Source organism: Klebsiella sp. BIGb0132 (assembly GCF_024810075.1).
Lineage (GTDB): Bacteria > Pseudomonadota > Gammaproteobacteria > Enterobacterales > Enterobacteriaceae > Klebsiella > Klebsiella terrigena.
In genome coordinates, this window is record NZ_JANUDW010000010.1 from 73,676 (window position 1) to 92,414 (window position 18,739).

The following is an 18,739-nucleotide window of genomic DNA, read 5'->3' on the forward strand; positions in this document are numbered from 1 at the left end:
AATAAATTAATTGCCTTCGCGCCGTTAAGTAAAGCGTGTGGCTAGCCAAATCATATGGTTAAAAATAAATAAATGAATTCACGGAGTGAACATGAGCCAGAATATTTACGATGATCCGAGCTTTTTCGCCGGCTACGCGACCCTCGACCGTTCGGTGAAGGGCCTTGACGGCGCGCCGGAGTGGCCCGCCATTCAGCAGATGCTGCCGCCGCTATCCGGCCTGCGGGTGGTTGATCTCGGCTGCGGCTACGGCTGGTTCTGCCGCTGGGCTCGCGACCAGGGCGCGGCGCAGGTGAGCGGGCTGGATATCTCCAGCCGCATGCTCGAACGCGCGCGCGAAATGAGCAAGGGTCAGGATATTGACTACCGCTGCGCCGATCTGCAAACCCTGACGCTGCCCGCCAACGGCTGCGAGCTGGTCTACAGCTCGCTGGCCCTGCACTATCTGCCGGACGTGGCCCCGCTGTTCGCCACCGTTTATCAGGCGTTGACCCCCGGCGGCACGCTGCTCTTTTCCGCCGAACATCCGGTCTACACCGCGCCGCTGCGTCAGGGCTGGCAGGAAGATGCCGAGGGGCAGAAAAGCTGGCCGGTCAGCCACTATCAGCAGGAGGGTGAGCGCATCAGCAACTGGTTTGCCGATGGGGTAAAAAAACAGCACCGCAAGCTCGCCAGCTGGATAAACCTGCTGGTTGCCGCTGGCTTCGTGATTGAGCATCTTGATGAGTGGGGCCCGACGGCGGCGCAAATTGCCGCCCAGCCGGGCCTCGATGAAGAAAAAGAACGGCCGATGATCTTTTTACTGCGCGCGCGTAAGCCGACGTAACCGGCTGGCGGCCCTGAGCCTGCGGGCCGCCGAGCGGCTTACTCTTTCAGGCTGGCGCCGTTGCTGGCAATAACCTCTTTATACCAGCTAAAGCTCTTCTTCCTGCTGCGCGCCAGCGTACCTTTACCCTCGTCGTCACGATCGACGTAAATAAAACCGTAGCGCTTGGAGAGCTCGGCCTTCGAGGCGCTCACCAGGTCGATGGGCCCCCAGCTGGTGTAGCCCATCAGCTCGACGCCGTCGTCGATAGCCTCGCGCACCTGCAGCAGATGATCGTTCAGGTAGGCGATGCGGTAGTCATCATTGATGCTGCCGTCCGCTTCGACCTTGTCCTTCGCGCCGAGGCCGTTTTCAACGATAAACAGCGGCTTTTGATAGCGATCCCACAGGACGTTAAGCAGCGTGCGCAGGCCCAGCGGATCGATTTGCCAGCCCCACTCCGAGCTCGCAAGGTGCGGGTTGGGCACCATGCTGAGAATGTTACCGCGCGCTTTTTTATTCAGCTCCTCGTCGGCGGTCACGCAGCCGGTCATATAGTAGCTAAAGGAGATAAAATCGACGGTCTCCTTCAGCGCCGCGCGGTCGGCGTCGGTTATCTCAAGGCTGATACCCTGCTCGCGGAAATAGCGCAGCATATAGCCCGGATAGGCGCCGCGGCACTGCACGTCGCCGAAGAACTGCCAGCTGCGGTTCTGCTGCAGGGTCTCAAAGATATCCTCAGGACGGCAGCTGAGCGGATACATCAGGCCGCCGAGCAGCATATTGCCGATTTTCCCGTCTTCGACTATCTCGTGGCAGGCCTTAACCGCCAGCGCGCTTGCCACCAGCTGATGATGTATCGCCTGGTAGACCGCCGCCTTGCTGCTGCCCTCCGGCAGGCCGACGCCGGTCATCGGCGCATGCAGGGACATGTTGATTTCGTTAAAGGTGAGCCACAGCTTGACCTTATGCTGATAGCGGGCAAACACCGTGCGCGCATAGCGCTCAAAGAAGCCGATGACCTCGCGCCCGCCCCAGCCGCCGTAGTTTTTCACCAGCGCCCACGGCATTTCGTAATGCGACAGCGTCACCAGCGGGGTGATGTTGTGCTGCGCCAGCTCATCAAACAGCCGGTCATAAAAGGCCAGCCCGGCTTCGTTCGCTTCGCTATCGTCGCCGTTGGGGAAAATGCGCGTCCAGGCAATCGACACCCGCAGGCAGTTAAAGCCCATCTCCGCAAACAGGCTGATATCTTCCGGATAGCGGTGGTAGAAGTCGATGGCGATATCCTTGATGCCGCTGTCGCCGGCCACGCGTTCAACCACGTCGCCAAATACGCCGTGCGGCTGAACGTCTGACGTCGACAGCCCCTTCCCGTCGTCCAGATACGCCCCTTCCACCTGGTTTGCCGCGGTCGCGCCGCCCCATAAAAATGTTTTTGGGAATGTCTTCATCTCTCTCTCCTGTAATTAATGGCTGACGGACAGCAGCGGCTGGCCGGCGTCAACCACGCTGCCAGATACAATATCAACGCTGCGATAGCCGTCGCTGTTACTGATAATAATCGGGGTTGCCAGGTCATAGCCGGCATCCAGAATCGCCTGGCGATCGAACTCCAGCAGCAGGTCACCGGCCTGCACCCTGTCCCCTTCCTTGACGTGGGCGGTAAAGGGCTCGCCGTTGAGCTTAACGGTGTCGATACCGACGTGGATCAGCAGCTCAATGCCGCTGTCGCTGAGCAGGCCAATCGCGTGTTTGGTCTGGAATAAGGAGGCCACTTCGCCAGAGAACGGGGCGATGACCTTGCCGATGGCGGGAATAATCGCCACGCCCTGCCCCAGCAGGCCGCTGGCGAAGGTGCCGTCGGGAACCTGATCGAGCGCCAGGACGCTGCCGGACATCGGGGCCAGAATATCGTTTTCGCCTGCCGGAGCGGTGACGACGGCGGCCTCCCCGGCGCTGCTCTTCGGCATCCCGGCGACAAAGGTCAGCACGCAGGAGATAACCAGCGCGGCAACGATACCGATCGCGCCGCCCCACAGGGTGGCGTCAATGCCCTGCGGCGGGATCATCTGCGCAAGGGTGAAAATGTTGGCAAAGCCGAAGGAGTAAACGTGGCTGTTGCTAAAACCGACAATCGCCCCGCCGACCGCCCCGGCCACGCAGCCGAAGATAAACGGCCGACGCAGCGGCAGGTTCAGGCCGTAGATAGCCGGTTCGGTGACGCCAAAAATCCCGGCAGAGATCGCCGACCCGGCCAGCACCTTCTGCCGCGCGTCGCGGCTGCGCAGGAAAATCCCCAGCGCGGCCCCCACCTGCCCCATCACCGCCGGCAGCAGCATCGGCAGCATCGAATCCTGACCCAGCACCGCCAGGTTATTGATCATCAGCGGCACCAGCCCCCAGTGGAGACCAAAGATCACGCACACCTGCCACAGGGCGCCCATTGCGGCCCCTGCCAGCCACGGCGCAACCGCGTAGATAATCTGGTAACCGTGGGCCAGCAGCTGGCTCAGCCAGGTGGCAACCGGGCCGATAGCCAGGAAGGTCAGCGGCACCACCACTGCCAGGCAAATGGCCGGGGTGAAGAAGTTTTTCATCGCTGGCGGCAGCACCGCGTTACTGCGCCGCTCCAGCCAGCAGCTGGCCCACGAGGCGAGAATGATCGGGATAACCGACGAGCTGTAGTTGATAAAGGTCACCGGGATGCCGAGGAAATGCGTCGCCCCGGCTCCCGACACCTGGCTGGCCTCAAAGGCCTGAATCATCAGCGGGTGGGTTAACGCCCCGCCGATAACCATGGTGATAAACGGATTGCCGCCAAACTTTTTGCCGGCGGTATAGCCTAAAAAGAGCGGGAAGAAGAAGAACAGCGCGTCGCTGGCGGCAAACCAGATCTGATACGTCGCCTGCTGCGGAGCCAGCCAGCCGCACACCACCGCCAGCGCCAGCATGCCCTTAAGGATCCCCGATGCCGCCAGGACGCCGATAAACGGGGTAAAGATGCCGGACACCACGTCGATAATCTGGCCGAGAACCGAGGTTTTTTCACCCGTTTCCGCCACCGGTTCGCTGTCGTCGGTCAGCCCGGCTTCGCTGCGCACCGCCTGCCAGACGTCGTGAACGTGGTTACCGATCACCACCTGAAACTGGCCGCCGCTTTCGACCACCATAATGACGCCCGGATTCATCTTCAGCCCTTCCGCGTCCGCCTTTTTATTATCTTTAAGCTTAAAGCGCAGCCGTGTAGCGCAGTGAACCAGACTCACAATATTCTCTTTGCCACCAACCCGGCTAAGAATATCCTGCGCGAGTGCTTTATATTCCATGCTGTTTTCCTTGACTTCAGCCGCCCACGGGCGGCCAGTGACTGAGTGTTAAAATAAAAAAAACCCGAGAACAACGCCGGATGGCGTCGCGCTCAGGTTTTGCCTGCGTTATGCAGTAACAATCCAATTTTTGGTCGCTGGAGGCTAACGCCCCTCTTTTCTTACCCGTTCAATATGAATGGCAAGAAACATAATCTCTTCCGTCGTCAGCTGCCGCTGATAGCTTTTCTGCAGATGTCGAGCCACGGTTTCCGCACACTTCCACGCCCTGGGGTAGTTGTCCTTCACCGCGCTGTGCAGCGTCACGTCATCATCTTCCACCACCGTGCGGGTCAGCATCCGCTGGGCGAAAAACTTCAGGTGGGTGACAAAGCGCTGGTAGCTTAACGACTCTTCGTCATAGTTCAGCTGCAGCTGATACTTCACCAGTTGCAGAATTTCCTGCATTACCCGGGTGACGTGCATCACTTCCGGCATTTCGCTGTTGAGCTGGGCGGTGACCAGATGCAGGGCAATAAACCCGGCCTCGTCTTCGGCAAGCTCAACCCCGAGCCGCCGGGCAATAATCGCCCGCGCCTCCTGCCCCAGCTCAAACTCTTTCGGATACAGCCGCTTAATTTCCCACAGCAGAACGTTGCGGATGGTCACGCCGTTTTTCTGCCGCTCAATGGCGAAGTGGCAGTGGTCGGTCAGGGTGATGTACAGGCTCTCCTGCAGTTTGCCCAGCCGCCCGCGTGCCAGCTCAATAATTCGGTCGCAGGTGGTCATCACCTCCAGCGGTATCTGGCTGAGTAACTCCCCCAGGCGGCCCACCAGCTCATCGCTCTGCAGCGCGAAGACCTTTTCAATTTTACTTTCGTCCAGCGAGTCGCCGACGCGTTTCTGAAAGGCGAGCCCTCGCCCCATTACGACCTGCTCGCGCTGCTGCTCGTCGAGAATAACCACCACATTGTTATTAAGAACTTTGGCGATTTGCATATGAACCCCGGAAACAAAAAAACCTGACCCCCGACAAATGCCAGGAAATCAGGTTTTGCCTGCCTAAGCAGTAGCAATCCAACTCCAGCACTGTAGCAACTTCTTTCTTTGTCTCAACTACCCAGGCAAAAAAACGTGATACAGATCGCGGCTAACAGCGTATCGCCGCGGCGTTTTTTAGAAAGTGACCACCGTTTTCCACTCCACAACCCACGCATCCTGGGTCTCGGCGACGCCGCCGGGACGGTGCCAGTACTGCAGGCCCGGCTGCAGCTCGAGCCAGGAAATCGGGCGGAAGCGATAGTAGAGTTCGGCGTTCAGCGAATGCCCGGCCACCGGCTGATAGCTGGCATCGTAGTAGTCCGTGGCCCCGCTGATTTGGTTCATATAGCGCTGATTGCGGGCGTAGCTGTCGCTCATATCCATCCAGGTCAGGCCAAAGCCGATCCAGTCCGCCGGTCGGGCGTCAAACAGGCCGCGATAGCGCATCGAGGCGGCCACGGCGGTATGAATATAGTTGCTGCGCTGGTCGCTGTAGCTGCCGCTCAGCGACAGGCTCATGCCGCGCTCAGGATCGTCGGCGTGCCGGGTGACCTGCTGGTTTAGCCCGCCGTACAGGAACCAGGTCCGGTTATGCTGAGCATAGCCGTCGGGGTCCGTCGCGCCGGGGCCGCCGGATTTGCCGTAATAGAGATCGCTCTGCGGCGCGTTGGTGAACAGCACGCCGAGGTTATAGGCGCCAGGCAGGTCGTTAATCATCGGACGAGCCTCAATTTCCAGCGGCAGCAGCACGCCTTTACTGCCCTTCGTCGACCAGCTCCACGCGTGGCTGCGGGAAGCGGCCTGCGGGTTCTGCTCCATCACCCCGCCCTTCAGGGTGAGCGTCGGCATCAGCTTATATTCGAAGGTGGTCCCCCAGGTATGCACGTTCCAGTTATTCCACGTCAGCGAGTTGGCGGATTTACCGCCGCACTGCGAGAGCAGCTGGAAGTCGCAGGGAATGATCTGATCGAACGTCTGCACTTTGTTCATCATGCCGATTCGCCAGGTCAGGCGCCGGTCGTCAAAGCTGCGGGCAAAGGTGAGCCAGCCGAGGCGGGTGATGGACTGCCCGCCCCAGCTCTCCTGGGAGAGATCGTTAAAGTTAACCCGCGGATCCTGCAGCCGCTTAGTGGTCAGATTGTCGTCGTGATTACGGTTGACGATATTCCCTTCGATGCGCGCGTCGGGGATCCCGGTCCAGCGCTCAAGATCCTGGTTAAAGGTCAGCGCCAGCTGGTCGATATAGGCCAGATGCTTATCATGGTTGTAGCCGCCGCCGGCGTTATAGCCCATTTCATTGAGATAGCCGAGGTTATAATTAAATCCCAGATCGGTAAGTATCGGGCGAATGCCTGCCATATCACCCAGCAGCCCTGTTTGCGGGTTTTCAAAACCTAACACGCTACCGTTCCACGCCGGCGGTTGAGCAGCCAACGCCGCCGGCGTCAATAGTGAAAATGCCAGCAGAGAGAACAGGCGATTTATTTTTTTGTCGTTCATAGATATATCCAACCTGACTGAGTAAAGGTAATAGCTGTCCGCAGGCAATAAATTCGCCCGTTTTTAATTTATTTTTTTATTTTTGGAAAAAGGGGCGCCGTCGGTCATTAAACCGCTTATCCGCATCGCACTTTTATTTACAACTCATTGTTTTATTTAATAATTAAACTCCTCATGAATTGAAGGCAAAAAAAAACCTAAGCACTCCCCACCACGACTGGCGGAAGTGCTTAGGTTTTGCCTGTAATCAGTAGCAACCCTGAATATTAGAACGGCACAATATCACTCCCTTAGTGAAATTCCCATCAGCAGAAACTTCCTAAGTAATAATCTGTGAGCGAATTAACACTCCTGAGATTAATAACGGGCGATAGCGGCGGCAATTTCGGCAGAGGTTTTTAGGGTACGGATCTCATTAAATACCCCCAGCGCTTCGGTATATTCTTTACGTAAATAGCTGAGCCACTGCTTGATGCGGGCCACGTGATAAAGGCCGGTATCGCCCTGCTTTTCCAGACGGGTATATTTTTGCAGCAGCAGCACGACCTGCGGCCACGGCATGCGCGGTTCGTTGTATTTTATCACCCGGCTTAAGTTCGGCACGTTCAGCGCTCCCCGACCGATCATCACCGAGTCGCAGCCGGTGGCCGCCAGGCACGCCTGAGCGCTCTGCCAGTCCCAGATTTCGCCGTTGGCCACCACCGGGATCGTCAGACGGCGGCGGATCTCGCCGATCGCCTGCCAGTTGATGCTCTCCGCCCTGTAGCCCTCTTCTTTGGTGCGTCCGTGAACCACCAGCTCGCTGGCGCCCGCCTGCTGTACGGCGTCGGCAATTTCAAACCGCCGCTCGCCGCTGTCCCAGCCGAGGCGCACTTTTACCGTCACCGGCAGGTGGTCTGGCACCGCTTCACGCATGGCCTTCGCGCCGCGATAAATCAGCTCCGGATCCTTCAGCAGCGTCGCGCCACCGCCGCTGCCGTTAACCAGCTTTGACGGGCAGCCGCAGTTCAGGTCAACGCCCCACGAGCCGAGCTCCACCGCCCGGGCGGCGTTCTCCGCTAGCCACTGCGGATACTGCCCGAGCAGCTGCACACGCACGCGGGTTCCGGAAGGCGTCCGGCTGTGGTGATGCAGCTCCGGGCAGAGTCGGTAGAACGATTTCGCCGGCAGCAGCTGGTCCACCACGCGCAAAAATTCGGTGATGCACAGATCGTAATCGTTGACTTCGGTCAGCAGCTCGCGCACCAGCGAATCGAGCACGCCTTCCATCGGCGCCAGTAATACCCGCATATTGTTATTCATTGCCCGGAAAAAAAGAGGCGCTATGTTAGCGCCTCTCCGTGCCGGTTGAAAGGGCTCCGTGCGGGTTTTCCCGCCGCCGGCGCCGCGGTAGCCTGCGCTAGCGCGGCTGCAGGCAATTATCTTCCTTCCAGCCATACAGCCACTCGATGCCGCGATAGAACTCGGCCTGAGTTTTGCCCTTCCACAGCAGGTTGCGCACCTGACGCTCAACGCCTGCGGCGTGGTAGATCCGCCCCATTTCACGAGTTGACCAGACGATGCGCGCGGTGCGCGGAATTCGCACCGATTCATACAGCGCGAACGCGCGGGCGGCATCGCCGTCGCAGTGCGCCAGCGCCTTGCCAAGGGTGACCGCATCTTCCAGCGCCATGCAGGCGCCCTGGGCCATATACTGCGCCACCGGATGGGCCGCGTCGCCGACCAGGGTGATACGTTCATTGCCCCACTTCTCGACCGGTTCGCGATCGGCGGTGGACCAGCGCCGCCACGAGGTGGGTTTATCCAGCATCTGTCTCGGGCGCGGATGGATCCCCTGGAAGTAGGAGAGCACCTCCTCTTTGCTACCGTCGCGTACGCCCCACTCCTCCTGCTGGCGGCTGTGGAACGTCACCACCAGGTTGTACTGCTTGCCGCCGCGCAGCGGGTAGTGCACCAGATGGCAGTGCGGCCCGGCCCACAGCACCGGCGCGTTGATACGTAAATCCTCCGGCATATCCGCCGCTTCCACCACCGCCCGGTACACCACGTGGCCGGTGACCCGCGGCGTGTCGTCCAGCAGGCTCCGGCGAACCACCGACTTCACGCCGTCGCAGCCGATCAGGATATCCGCGGTCCAGACGTTGCCGCGATCGTCATAGACCGTTACCTCGTCGGCGCTCTGGCGGATATCCACCACCTGGGTTGAGGTGCGGTACTCGACGTCAGGATGGGTTAACGCCGCTTCCCAGACGGTGGCGTGAATATCCGCCCGGTGGATAACCGCGTAGGGGCCGCCAAAATGGTCGCGGAAGGCCTGCCCGGTTTTAATCTGCACCACCTCTTCGCCGTTCACCGCATCCATCATGGTGATGTGATCGGTGAAGACGGCACGCTGGCGGGCAATTTCGCCCACGCCCAGGCTATCCAGCGCCGAAAAGGCGTTGGGGCCAAGCTGGATCCCGGCGCCAATTTCGCCGATCTCATGGGCCTTCTCCAGCAGCATCACCTTGATGCCCTGGCGCGCCAGGGAGAGCGCCGTCGCCGCGCCGCCAATTCCCCCGCCGACAATGGTTGCTCGCGTCACTTTCGCCATACTCTGTCCCCCTAAGCCGGAATTTTGTCTTGTTGATTTTCCGGCGCGGCGGCGATAAACGCCGGAAGCCGGGTACAGGCGTCATAGACCGCCTGGCAGCGCGGATAGTGGCTCAGGTCGCAGCCCATGCGCTGAGCGTTGGCCCACTGCGGCACCAGGCAGCAGTCGGCCAGCGTCGGCGTCTCGCCGACGCAAAACGCGCCGGACCGGGCGTGGCGCAGCAGCAGCTCCACCGCGCTGAGCCCCTGCTGGACCCAGTGCGCATACCAGCGCTGCTTGTCCTCTTCGCTCACCTTCAGCTCATCGCTAAGGTAGCGCAAAACGCGCATGTTATTAATCGGATGAATATCGCAGGCGATGGCGTAGACGATCTCCAGCACCCGCATCCGCGCCGGATCCTGCGGGGGCAGCAGCGGCGTCTGCGGATAGTGCCGGTCGAGCCAGTCGGCGATCGCCAGCGACTGGCCCAGGGATTCGCCCTCGTCGGTCATCAGCGCAGGCACCAGCCCGACCGGATTCAGCCGCCGATACTCGAGGGCGTTTTGCTGGCCGATACGAATATTGACGCCCACGCTCTGGTAGGCGATCCCCTTCAGCGCCAGGGCGATACGCACCCGGTATGAAGCGGAGCTATTGAAAAAACTGTACAGCTTCATCGCTCACCTCACACCACGCGCACGGCGATGGGCGTCAGCCCATCCACGCAGCCGTTAATCACATCCCCTTTCACTACCGCACCAACGCCTTCCGGGGTGCCGGTGAAAATCAGGTCGCCGGGCTGCAGCTCGAAGAAGCCGGAGAGGTAGCTGATGGTTTCGTTAACCGACCAAATCAGATGGCGAATATCGCTACGCTGATGGTCTTCACCGTTCACCTGCAGCCAGATCGCCGCCTCATTAACTGCCACGCTATCCGCCCTGTGCAGCGGCGCAACCGGCGCGGAGAGATCGAACGCCTTGCCGATTTCCCACGGACGCCCCATCTGGCGCATCTCCATCTGGCGGTCGCGGCGGGTCATATCGAGGCCGGTCGCGTAGCCCCAGATATAGTCGTGAGCCTGCTCCAGCGGAATATCGCTGCCGCGCTTGCCGATCGCCACCACCAGCTCGATTTCGTAGTGGTAGTTATCCGTCTGCGCCGGATAGGGCAAATCGAGGGTTTCGCCTGCGGCAACCGCCACCACCGCATCGGCCGGTTTACAGAAGAAAAACGGCGGCTCGCGGTCCGGGTCGAAGCCCATTTCACGGGCGTGAGCGGCATAGTTACGGCCGACGCAGTAGACGCGGCGCACGGGAAACTGCTCCTCGCTGCCGACAACGGGAACGGTAACCGGGGCCTGGGGAGCAAAAACGTATTGAGTCATGATCGAGTCCTTATTATTAGTAACGCGCTTCGCGGAACAGGCCGAGGGTTTCCTGGACCGGGCGGTCCGAGAAGCTGAATAACACCGCCTCCTGCGCTGCGGTGAAAGAGACGCCGTGCCAGGTCGGCACCACGAAGATGTCTTTCGCCTGGAAGTTAAAGGTTTGCTCGCCGACGGTAACCTGCCCGCTCCCTTCGACGACGTGGTAGATAGTGCTGTCGGTGGTTTTCGCGGTCCGCGAGCTAAAGCCTTTAGGCAGCAGCTGCAGGAAAGCGCCCATTGATGGCATCGGGTAGCCGCCGGTGAGCGGATTGACGTAGCGCATTTTGTAGCCGTCCCACTCGTCGGCGGCGCCCATTTTGGTCAATTCATGCAGCGCGTCGCGGCTGCGGTCATAGCGGTAGTTAAAGATCGGCGAGGAGTTGCCCACCTGGTGGCGCAGCGGCAGCATGTTGGCGGCGTAGCGCGGCAGGTAGTCGCCCTCCTTGCGGGTGACCGGCTGCTGATCCTCAGGGTAATCTTCGGCAAAGCCGCAGCCCAGATAGTTCACCAGCGGCAGGTCGAGGCCGTCGAGCCAGATAACCGGCTCATCGCCGGGGTTGCCGTGGTCGTGCCAGCGCCACTGCGGGGTGAGAATAAAGTCGCCGGGACGCATCGCCGTCCGCTCGCCGTCGACGGCGGTAAAGGCCCCTTCGCCCTCCACGACAAAGCGCAGCGCCGACTGATTATGCCGATGGCTCGGCGCCACCTCGCCGGGCATGATCAGCTGCAAACCCGCATACAGCGAGGAGGTAATGGAGGAGTGACCGCGCAGGGCCGGGTTCTCCAGCACCAGCACCCGGCGCACCGCTTCTTTGGCGCCAATCAGCCGGCCGCTTTCCAGCAGCAGCGGGCGAATTTCCTGATAATTCCAGTAGGCCGGCGCGCAGTTGGCGTTCGGCGTTTTCGGCACCAGATGATGCAGCGACTCCCACAAAGGCGTCAGGTTCTGGCCCGATATATGCTCGTAAAACTGCTGGCGACCGCCGGGAACTTCCGTTGCGTGCTGAGACATGATTGTTCTCCTTATTTATTCACGATGCCCGCGGAGGGCAGCGCGTCGGGTACGGTAATCGGATTGCGGACGACCAGGGTCAGCAAAATCAGCATTCCTGCGCTAATCGCGGCCGGAACGGCGATGACGAAAAACAGGGTATCGAATGAGAAATTCATCGCCATCATCATGCCGCCGGAGAGGGAGCCGACGATGGCTCCGCAGCGGCCGACGGCGTTTGACCAGCTGACGCCGGTGGCGCGGCTCTGGGTCGGATAGAGCGTGGCCGTTAGCGCGTTAAGGCCCACCTGCGAACCGCTGACGCCAATCCCGGTGCCGAAAATCGCCAGCGCCATTAGCCACAGGCCGTTCTCGCTAAGGCCAATCATCACGATGCAGACCGCGCCCAGGCAGTAGCTCAGCGCCAGCACCCGATACGGATTGAAGCGATCCATCAGCACGCCCAGCAGCAGCGCGCCGAAGGTGCCGCCAATCTGGAAAGCGGCGGTGACCCACGAGGCGTGCTGCAGGTCGATGCCGCGATGGTTGAGCAGCGTCGGCATCCAGCTGGAAAGCAGGTAGATAATCAGCAGGCTCATAAAGAACACCACCCATAGCATCAGGGTAATGGGCAGCTGGCGGCCAACGAACAGCTGGCCGATGCTGCCTTTAGCGCCGGTGGTTGGCTCATCCAGCCAAAAATGGGTCTGCTCATAGCGCTCGCCGGTAATAGCGCCGACGGTTTTCGCAATCACCGGCTGCGGCAGCCGACGGCGGATCTGCCAGCGCGGGGATTCCGGCAGCACCGCCAGCAGCGCCGCGGCCAGCAGCAGAGGCAGCACGCCGCCAAGCGCCAGGATGCCGTGCCAGCCAATCTGCGCTACCAGCTGGGCGCTGACCACGCCGCCCAGCGCCGAACCGAGGGTAAAGCCGCAAAACATCAGGGTCACCAGCGCACCGCGCCGCCGGGCGGGCAGATACTCTGAGGTCATGGTAATGGTGTTCGGCATCGCCCCGCCGAGGCCGAGCCCGGTCAGGAAGCGCAGGATAACCAGCGTCTCGAGGTCGGGGGAAAAGGCCGAAAGCAGGCTAAAGAGGCCAAATAACGCCACACAGAACTCAATCACCCGCTTGCGACCGAAGCGGTCGGAAAGCGGGCCGCACAGCAGAGCGCCGGCGGTTAAGCCCAGCAGGCCTGCGCCAAACAGCGGCGCGAGCTCGCTGGCGCCGAGCTGCCAGTGGGCGCGAATATCGGGGGCGATAAAGCCAATGGCGGCGGTATCAAAACCGTCGAGCATGACCACCAGAAAACAGCAGATAATCACGCGCCACTGCCGGGCACCTACCGGAGCGGCGTCCAGCAGCGTTTGCAATTCACGTCGTTGAGTCATCGTTATGCCTCAGTGCAGGGAGGAGGAGATGTTGTATTTATTTCTTTTATGTTGCGATTTTGTAACTCAGGCGATGAAATGTACAATGGTATCTCGGGCATAGACATAACCTGGAGGTTATTGCTAATGGCAAACTGGACGCAAAAACTGAAGCTGCATCATCTGCAAATGCTGGTGGCGCTCGGCGAGCAGGGCAACCTGACGCAGGTGGCGAAAATGATGAATATTACCCAGCCCGCGCTCTCTAAATGGCTGACTCAGTTTGAAGAAGAGGTCGGCATGCTGCTGTTCGAACGCCATAGCAAAGGCCTGCGCCCTTCCGAAGGCGGCAAGCTGCTGCTGCAGCACGCCCAGCGCCTGATCAACGATATGTCCCGCTCGCAGTATGAGATTGAGCGCTTCAAACAGGGCGGGCTGGTGGGTAGCCTGATGATCGGCTGTTCGCCGGTGGCCACCGACTGCGTTGCGCTGGCCATTCTCTCGCTGCTCAAGGAGATGCCGAGCCTGCATCTGAACATCGAGGAAAAGGTGATGACCCCCCTGCTTCACGATCTGCTCTCCGGAGTGGTGGACGTGGTGGTGGGCCGGGTGGGCGGACGGGCGCTGGAGCTGCCGCTTAACTACCGGGTGCTGTATACCGAGCCGGTGTGCTTCGTCGCCCGCCCCGATCACCCGCTGGCGCAGATGCCGAGCCTCGGCTGGGCCGACCTTGCCCACTGGCGCTGGATAGTCTGGCCAACCGGCACGCCGATCCGCCTGAGCATTGACAACGCCCTGGTCGATAACGGCGTGATGCTGCCGGAAAATACCATCGAGTCGGCGTCGATGAACGTCACCAGCAACCTGCTGCAAAGCAGCGACATGATCTCTATTCTTTCTTTACGCCTGGCACAGCGCTTTGCCGAACAGCAGCAGCTGGCAATTCTTAATTTGCCGCGCATCGAACAAAAAGGTAGCGTCGGGGTATTCTGGCGAAAAAGTGAAACGCCATCGCTTGCCCTCAGCCGGTTTCTGGATTATCTATCGCAGGCATCGTAGCCGTGGCGCTGCCCGCGCGGGGTTCCATTTCTCTATCCCCGCGATGCGTATTATTCATGATGTGATCGGTAGCACATTTTTGGGTTTAATTGTATGATGAATGCGGTTCATCAAGGGTTATTACCATGAGTCAATCACTGATTATTATCTGGCAGTATCTGCGGGCTTTTGTGCTGATTTACGCCTGCCTGTACGCCGGGATTTTTATCGCCTCCCTGCTGCCCATCACCATCCCAGGCAGCATTATCGGGATGCTGATTTTGTTTGTCCTGCTGGCGCTGCAGATTATGCCGCCGAAGTGGGTTAATCCCGGCTGTAACGTGCTGATTCGCTATATGGCGCTGCTGTTCGTGCCCATCGGCGTGGGCGTAATGCAGTACTGGGATTTGCTCCGCGCTCAGCTCGGCCCGGTCGCCGTCTCCTGCACCATCAGCACGCTGGTCGTTTTTCTGGTTGTCAGCTGGAGCTCTCACCTGGTGCACGGCGAACGCAAAGTGGTCGGCCAAAAAGGAAGCAAAAATGATGCATGAAATCTGGTGGTCACTGCCGCTGACGCTGATCGTGTTTTTCCTCGCCCGCAGGCTGGCAGCGCGCTTTAAATTTCCGCTGCTCAACCCGCTGCTGGTGGCGATGGTGGTCATCATCCCTTTTCTGCTGCTGACCGGCATCTCCTACGATCGCTATTTTCAGGGCAGTAAGATCCTCAACGATCTGCTGCAGCCTGCGGTGGTGGCGCTGGCCTTTCCTTTATACGAGCAGCTCCACCAGATTCGCGCCCGCTGGAAATCGATTATTACCATCTGCTTTATCGGCAGCGTGGTGGCGATGGTCACCGGGACCACCGTGGCGCTGTTAATGGGCGCGACGCCGCAAATCGCCGCGTCGATCATGCCGAAATCGGTCACCACGCCGATTGCGATGGCGGTCAGCGGCAGCATTGGCGGTATTCCGGCAATCAGCGCGGTATGCGTTATCTTCGTCGGCATCCTCGGCGCGGTTTTCGGCCATACGCTGCTCAACCTGATGCGCATCCGCACCAAGGCCTCACGCGGCCTGTCGATGGGTACCGCCTCGCACGCGCTGGGCACCGCGCGCTGTGCGGAGCTGGATTACCAGGAGGGGGCCTTCAGCTCGCTGGCGCTGGTGCTGTGCGGGATTATTACCTCCCTGGTTGCGCCGTTTTTGTTCCCGGTGATTTTAGCCGTGGTGGGATAATTTGTGATTTAAGTCACATTTATTAATGCAACGTAATGGAGTTGCACAAACAATGAGATATTAATCACATATACAGGCCATCACCGCCCGTACACTAGATTTCCATTACATTGTTATGAGGCAACGCCATGCACCCACGTTTTCAAGCTGCTCTCCCTCAACTGACGGCAGACCTGCAGACGGCAATCGCCCCGATGCTGACCGACCCGCATTTCCCGGCCATGCTCGATGCAGACCAGGTCGCCGCGCTGCAAAGCGCAACCGGCCTCGACGAAGACGCGCTGGCCTTTGCCCTGCTGCCGCTGGCCGCAGCCTGTGCGCGCGCCGACCTCTCGCATTTTAACGTTGGCGCTATCGCGCGCGGCGTCAGCGGGCGCTGGTATTTCGGCGGCAACATGGAATTCCTCGGTGCGACCATGCAGCAAACCGTCCATGCGGAGCAGAGCGCCATCAGCCATGCGTGGCTGCGCGGCGAAAAATCCCTGCTGGCAATCACCGTTAACTACACGCCCTGCGGCCACTGTCGCCAGTTTATGAACGAGCTCAACAGTAGCCAGGTGCTGCGCATCCACCTGCCGGGCCGCGAGGCGCATTCGCTGCAGCACTATCTGCCGGATGCGTTTGGTCCGAAGGATCTGGAGATCAAAACGCTGCTGATGGACGAACAGGATCACGGCTTTCCGCTGAGCGGCGACGCGCTGGCGCAGGCGGCGATCCGGGCGGCAAACCGCTGCCACATGCCCTACAGCCAGTCGCCGTCAGGCGTCGCGCTTGAGCTGAAGGACGACACGATCTTCTCCGGCAGCTATGCCGAAAACGCCGCCTTTAACCCGACGCTGCCGCCGCTGCAGGGCGCCCTTAACCTGCTCAGCCTGAACGGCTATGATTATGCCGATATCCAGCGGGCCATTCTCGCCGAAAAAGCCGATGCGGCGCTGATCCAGTGGGATGCCACCGCCGCCACGTTGAAAGCCCTCGGCTGTCACAGTATTGACCGCGTGCTGCTCGGTTAAATCCCCCATAAAACGGGCCTCTGGCCCGTTTTGTTGAAAATCCCCGCAATCAAACGATGGTTTCTTGCTCTTGCCCGGCGGGTAAAGTAGCCTGAACACTCCATTGTCTACCGTTGAGCCCAGGTTAATGTTAAAGCGTGTGTTATACAGCCTGTTAGTCCTGTTCGGCCTGCTGCTGTTGACCGTGCTGGGTCTTGACCGCTGGATGAGCTGGAAAACCGCGCCCTATATCTACGATGAACTGCAGGATCTGCCCTACCGCCAGGTTGGGGTGGTGCTCGGCACCGCCAAGTACTACCGCACCGGAGTCATCAATCAATACTACCGCTACCGTATTCAGGGGGCGCTCAACGCCTACAACAGCGGCAAGGTGAACTACCTGCTGCTCAGCGGTGATAACGCGCTGCAGAGCTATAATGAGCCGATGACCATGCGCCGGGACCTGATTAAAGCCGGCGTCGATCCGGCGGATATCGTGCTGGACTATGCCGGCTTCCGCACCCTCGACTCCATCGTGCGGACCCGCAAGGTGTTCGACACCAACGATTTTATTATCATCACCCAGCGCTTCCACTGCGAGCGCGCGCTGTTTATCGCCCTGCATATGGGCATTCAGGCGCAGTGCTATGCGGTCCCGTCGCCAAAAGATATGTGGAACGTGCGGCTGCGCGAGTTCGGCGCGCGCTTTGGCGCCCTCGCGGACCTCTACGTGTTCAAACGCGAGCCGCGTTTTCTGGGCCCGCTGATCCCTATTCCGGCACAGCAGGAAGTGCCGCAAGGGGCGCAGTCCTATCCGGCGGTGACGCCTGAGCAGCTGCTGGAGCTGCAGAGTAAATAGCACGCTGCCCGCCGGGCGGCGCGCAGCGCTAAATCCGCCGCTTAATCGCTAAATTCAATCACCCGGTTACGGCCGCCGTTTTTGGCGTCATACAGCGCCTTATCGGCCTCATCGACCATTTTTTGATAATCAGGATGGCCGCGATAGTGGCTGACCCCGAACGAGGCGCTGAGCGCAACCTTTTTCCCGTCCGCGGTCACGTAAGGCGAGCTGGCAATTTTGTGGCGGATAGCGTCGACAAAACTCAGCGTCTGGTGGCGGGTAAACTCCAGATACACAATCATGAACTCCTCGCCGCCGTAGCGGAACACGTAGTCGCTGGCGCGCGTGCTCTCCGTCAGGATCGCCGCGATATGGCGTAATACCTCATCCCCGGTCGAATGGCCCCAGGTATCGTTGATCTTCTTGAAGTGGTCGACGTCCAGCATTGCCACCGCCAGATTTTTGCGACTCTCCATCGCTAGCTTCACCTCGTGCTTGAGCACCGTTGACATAAAGCGCCGATTTAGCAGGTTGGTCAGCACGTCTTTACCGCTTTCCAGGCGATTGGCCTCTTCAAACAGCGAGGTGAACAGGTTATTGATGATCATGGTCTTTGAGCGAATATCGCTCAGCAGGGACTGAATAGAATCGAGCTCGTTGCCGCCGGTATCCGCCCCTTTGTTTAACATGTCGTCAATGGCTTCAATCAGCAGATTAATTTGTTCTATTTCCGGCTGCCTGCCAAAGTGCTGACTGCATTTGTGGCGGAACCACAGGCCAAACTCTGAATCGCTTAGCAGATAGGAGTGAATATTGGCGGTACGCGAGACCAGCGCATAGATCAGCGCATTTTCCCAGTTAAACAGCGCGGCCTGCTGCTTGCCTTTTTCCAGCTCAAGATTGGCAATAAGATTGTGCAGGCGGTAGGACTCTTCGTTCTTCGCTTCATTTAGCTGATATTTTTCATAAGCGTAGGTCATCAGCTCGCTGGCAATTTGTATCGATACCGAAACGTACTGCTGCATCAGAATACTTAATTTACTGTCGAGCGCTAATGACTGAATATAGTTAAGCATCGACTGAGTGATGATACGCATGCCTTTGAGCACCAGGCTCGCCGGAATGCCAACCCGCGAATGGATATTACCGATATGATATTGCTGCCCGGCAAACTCCAGCAGCCCCTCGCCTTTCAGAGTCAGAGCATGAATAATCCATTTACGCATCGAATGCCGCAGCCGCGTATGAACCATTTCCGAACAGAGGAATTTTTCCGCGTGCGGATCCGCCAGCATAATGTCATAAAATTTATCCGCCAGCTCGGCCGCCTTATCATCAGCAATATGCCGCAGCTTAGCGCAGACCGGTTCGGAAATCAGCAGCGAAAACTCAACCCATTCTTTTACAATTTGTTCACTATATTTCATCAATCACTCAATGACTTACTCATGTGCTTAAATTATCCTGAATAAACTATCCATTAATTATGCAGAAATTATTATCTTTGCCAGAAAGACAGATTCTGCACTATCTTCCTCCAGATATTATCGAAAGAGAATTGCTGCGCGGGGGCTTATTTGTCTATTTTTGGACTTTAATCCTTAAATCCTGAAGCGGTT

The 18,739-nt window shown here is 59.1% G+C and carries 16 protein-coding genes and 1 pseudogene; 6 read left to right on the top strand and 11 right to left on the bottom strand.

What is annotated here, in order from left to right; genetic code table 11:
- The first annotated feature begins 91 nt into the window (after positions 1-91).
- Complete coding sequence (locus tag M2416_RS22235; RefSeq protein ID WP_259226827.1) at positions 92-826, top strand: class I SAM-dependent methyltransferase; 735 nt, start codon at positions 92-94, stop codon at positions 824-826.
- Between the two features lie 38 nt (positions 827-864).
- Here the strand turns inward: M2416_RS22235 and M2416_RS22240 are convergent, their stop codons facing one another.
- The 10 genes and pseudogenes from M2416_RS22240 to mhbT form a co-directional block, all read right to left on the bottom strand.
- A complete protein-coding gene (locus M2416_RS22240) occupies positions 865-2,259 on the bottom strand; it encodes a glycoside hydrolase family 1 protein (protein WP_076945726.1) in 1,395 nt (464 codons plus the stop codon).
- 15 nt (positions 2,260-2,274) lie between these two features.
- Positions 2,275-4,246: pseudogene (gene bglF / locus M2416_RS22245) on the bottom strand (PTS beta-glucoside transporter subunit IIABC).
- A gap of 32 nt (positions 4,247-4,278) precedes the next feature.
- Entirely contained in the window at positions 4,279-5,112 is an 834-nt protein-coding gene (gene bglG / locus M2416_RS22250) for a transcriptional antiterminator BglG (protein ID WP_041146464.1), read from the bottom strand.
- 177 nt (positions 5,113-5,289) lie between these two features.
- The gene (locus M2416_RS22255; RefSeq protein ID WP_259226829.1) at positions 5,290-6,654 is read right to left on the bottom strand and encodes a carbohydrate porin; all 1,365 of its coding nucleotides are present in this window, start codon (positions 6,652-6,654) and stop codon (positions 5,290-5,292) included.
- Between the two features lie 357 nt (positions 6,655-7,011).
- The gene (dusC, locus tag M2416_RS22260) at positions 7,012-7,944 is read right to left on the bottom strand and encodes a tRNA dihydrouridine(16) synthase DusC (RefSeq protein ID WP_045856435.1); all 933 of its coding nucleotides are present in this window, start codon (positions 7,942-7,944) and stop codon (positions 7,012-7,014) included.
- 109 nt (positions 7,945-8,053) lie between these two features.
- Positions 8,054-9,247, bottom strand: a complete 1,194-nt coding sequence (locus tag M2416_RS22265; protein ID WP_041146466.1) for a 3-hydroxybenzoate 6-monooxygenase — start codon at positions 9,245-9,247, stop codon at positions 8,054-8,056.
- Between the two features lie 11 nt (positions 9,248-9,258).
- Positions 9,259-9,903 (bottom strand): maleylacetoacetate isomerase, encoded by a 645-nt coding sequence (gene maiA, locus M2416_RS22270; RefSeq protein ID WP_259226832.1) that lies wholly within the window; start codon positions 9,901-9,903, stop codon positions 9,259-9,261.
- An 8-nt stretch (positions 9,904-9,911) separates the two neighbouring features.
- The gene (locus M2416_RS22275; RefSeq protein ID WP_259226833.1) at positions 9,912-10,610 is read right to left on the bottom strand and encodes a fumarylacetoacetate hydrolase family protein; all 699 of its coding nucleotides are present in this window, start codon (positions 10,608-10,610) and stop codon (positions 9,912-9,914) included.
- 16 nt (positions 10,611-10,626) lie between these two features.
- On the bottom strand, positions 10,627-11,664 hold the full coding sequence (gtdA, locus tag M2416_RS22280; protein ID WP_259226835.1) for a gentisate 1,2-dioxygenase: 1,038 nt from the start codon (positions 11,662-11,664) through the stop codon (positions 10,627-10,629).
- A gap of 11 nt (positions 11,665-11,675) precedes the next feature.
- Entirely contained in the window at positions 11,676-13,034 is a 1,359-nt protein-coding gene (mhbT, locus tag M2416_RS22285) for a 3-hydroxybenzoate transporter MhbT (protein ID WP_076945734.1), read from the bottom strand.
- A gap of 126 nt (positions 13,035-13,160) precedes the next feature.
- Here mhbT and M2416_RS22290 point away from each other — a divergent pair, with 126 nt between their 5' ends.
- From M2416_RS22290 to sanA, 5 genes are all read left to right on the top strand, one after another.
- On the top strand, positions 13,161-14,072 hold the full coding sequence (locus tag M2416_RS22290) for a LysR substrate-binding domain-containing protein (protein ID WP_041146471.1): 912 nt from the start codon (positions 13,161-13,163) through the stop codon (positions 14,070-14,072).
- A 125-nt stretch (positions 14,073-14,197) separates the two neighbouring features.
- Positions 14,198-14,602, top strand: coding sequence for a CidA/LrgA family protein (locus M2416_RS22295; protein ID WP_041146472.1), 405 nt, complete (start codon positions 14,198-14,200; stop codon positions 14,600-14,602).
- On the top strand, positions 14,592-15,287 hold the full coding sequence (locus M2416_RS22300; RefSeq protein ID WP_045855868.1) for a CidB/LrgB family autolysis modulator: 696 nt from the start codon (positions 14,592-14,594) through the stop codon (positions 15,285-15,287). The genes M2416_RS22295 and M2416_RS22300 overlap by 11 nt, the downstream gene beginning before the upstream one ends.
- A 128-nt stretch (positions 15,288-15,415) precedes the next feature.
- Positions 15,416-16,300, top strand: coding sequence for a cytidine deaminase (gene cdd, locus M2416_RS22305; protein WP_259226842.1), 885 nt, complete (start codon positions 15,416-15,418; stop codon positions 16,298-16,300).
- 127 nt (positions 16,301-16,427) lie between these two features.
- A complete protein-coding gene (gene sanA / locus M2416_RS22310; RefSeq protein ID WP_076945735.1) occupies positions 16,428-17,138 on the top strand; it encodes an outer membrane permeability protein SanA in 711 nt (236 codons plus the stop codon).
- Between the two features lie 41 nt (positions 17,139-17,179).
- Here the strand turns inward: sanA and M2416_RS22315 are convergent, their stop codons facing one another.
- Positions 17,180-18,547 carry a GGDEF domain-containing protein gene (locus M2416_RS22315; RefSeq protein ID WP_259226845.1) on the bottom strand — a complete coding sequence of 456 codons (1,368 nt, stop codon included), beginning with the start codon at positions 18,545-18,547 and terminating at the stop codon, positions 17,180-17,182.
- Between the last annotated feature and the right edge of the window lie 192 nt (positions 18,548-18,739).

What these genes read in the sequence shown, in the direction of transcription:
- M2416_RS22235 (WP_259226827.1), top strand. Translation starts at nt 92, where the DNA reads ATGAGCCAGAATATTTACGATGATCCGAGCTTTTTCGCCGGCTACGCG.
- M2416_RS22240 (WP_076945726.1), bottom strand. Translation starts at nt 2,259, where the DNA reads ATGAAGACATTCCCAAAAACATTTTTATGGGGCGGCGCGACCGCGGCA.
- bglG (WP_041146464.1), bottom strand. Translation starts at nt 5,112, where the DNA reads ATGCAAATCGCCAAAGTTCTTAATAACAATGTGGTGGTTATTCTCGAC.
- M2416_RS22255 (WP_259226829.1), bottom strand. Translation starts at nt 6,654, where the DNA reads ATGAACGACAAAAAAATAAATCGCCTGTTCTCTCTGCTGGCATTTTCA.
- dusC (WP_045856435.1), bottom strand. Translation starts at nt 7,944, where the DNA reads ATGCGGGTATTACTGGCGCCGATGGAAGGCGTGCTCGATTCGCTGGTG.
- M2416_RS22265 (WP_041146466.1), bottom strand. Translation starts at nt 9,247, where the DNA reads ATGGCGAAAGTGACGCGAGCAACCATTGTCGGCGGGGGAATTGGCGGC.
- maiA (WP_259226832.1), bottom strand. Translation starts at nt 9,903, where the DNA reads ATGAAGCTGTACAGTTTTTTCAATAGCTCCGCTTCATACCGGGTGCGT.
- M2416_RS22275 (WP_259226833.1), bottom strand. Translation starts at nt 10,610, where the DNA reads ATGACTCAATACGTTTTTGCTCCCCAGGCCCCGGTTACCGTTCCCGTT.
- gtdA (WP_259226835.1), bottom strand. Translation starts at nt 11,664, where the DNA reads ATGTCTCAGCACGCAACGGAAGTTCCCGGCGGTCGCCAGCAGTTTTAC.
- mhbT (WP_076945734.1), bottom strand. Translation starts at nt 13,034, where the DNA reads ATGACTCAACGACGTGAATTGCAAACGCTGCTGGACGCCGCTCCGGTA.
- M2416_RS22290 (WP_041146471.1), top strand. Translation starts at nt 13,161, where the DNA reads ATGGCAAACTGGACGCAAAAACTGAAGCTGCATCATCTGCAAATGCTG.
- M2416_RS22295 (WP_041146472.1), top strand. Translation starts at nt 14,198, where the DNA reads ATGAGTCAATCACTGATTATTATCTGGCAGTATCTGCGGGCTTTTGTG.
- M2416_RS22300 (WP_045855868.1), top strand. Translation starts at nt 14,592, where the DNA reads ATGATGCATGAAATCTGGTGGTCACTGCCGCTGACGCTGATCGTGTTT.
- cdd (WP_259226842.1), top strand. Translation starts at nt 15,416, where the DNA reads ATGCACCCACGTTTTCAAGCTGCTCTCCCTCAACTGACGGCAGACCTG.
- sanA (WP_076945735.1), top strand. Translation starts at nt 16,428, where the DNA reads ATGTTAAAGCGTGTGTTATACAGCCTGTTAGTCCTGTTCGGCCTGCTG.
- M2416_RS22315 (WP_259226845.1), bottom strand. Translation starts at nt 18,547, where the DNA reads ATGAAATATAGTGAACAAATTGTAAAAGAATGGGTTGAGTTTTCGCTG.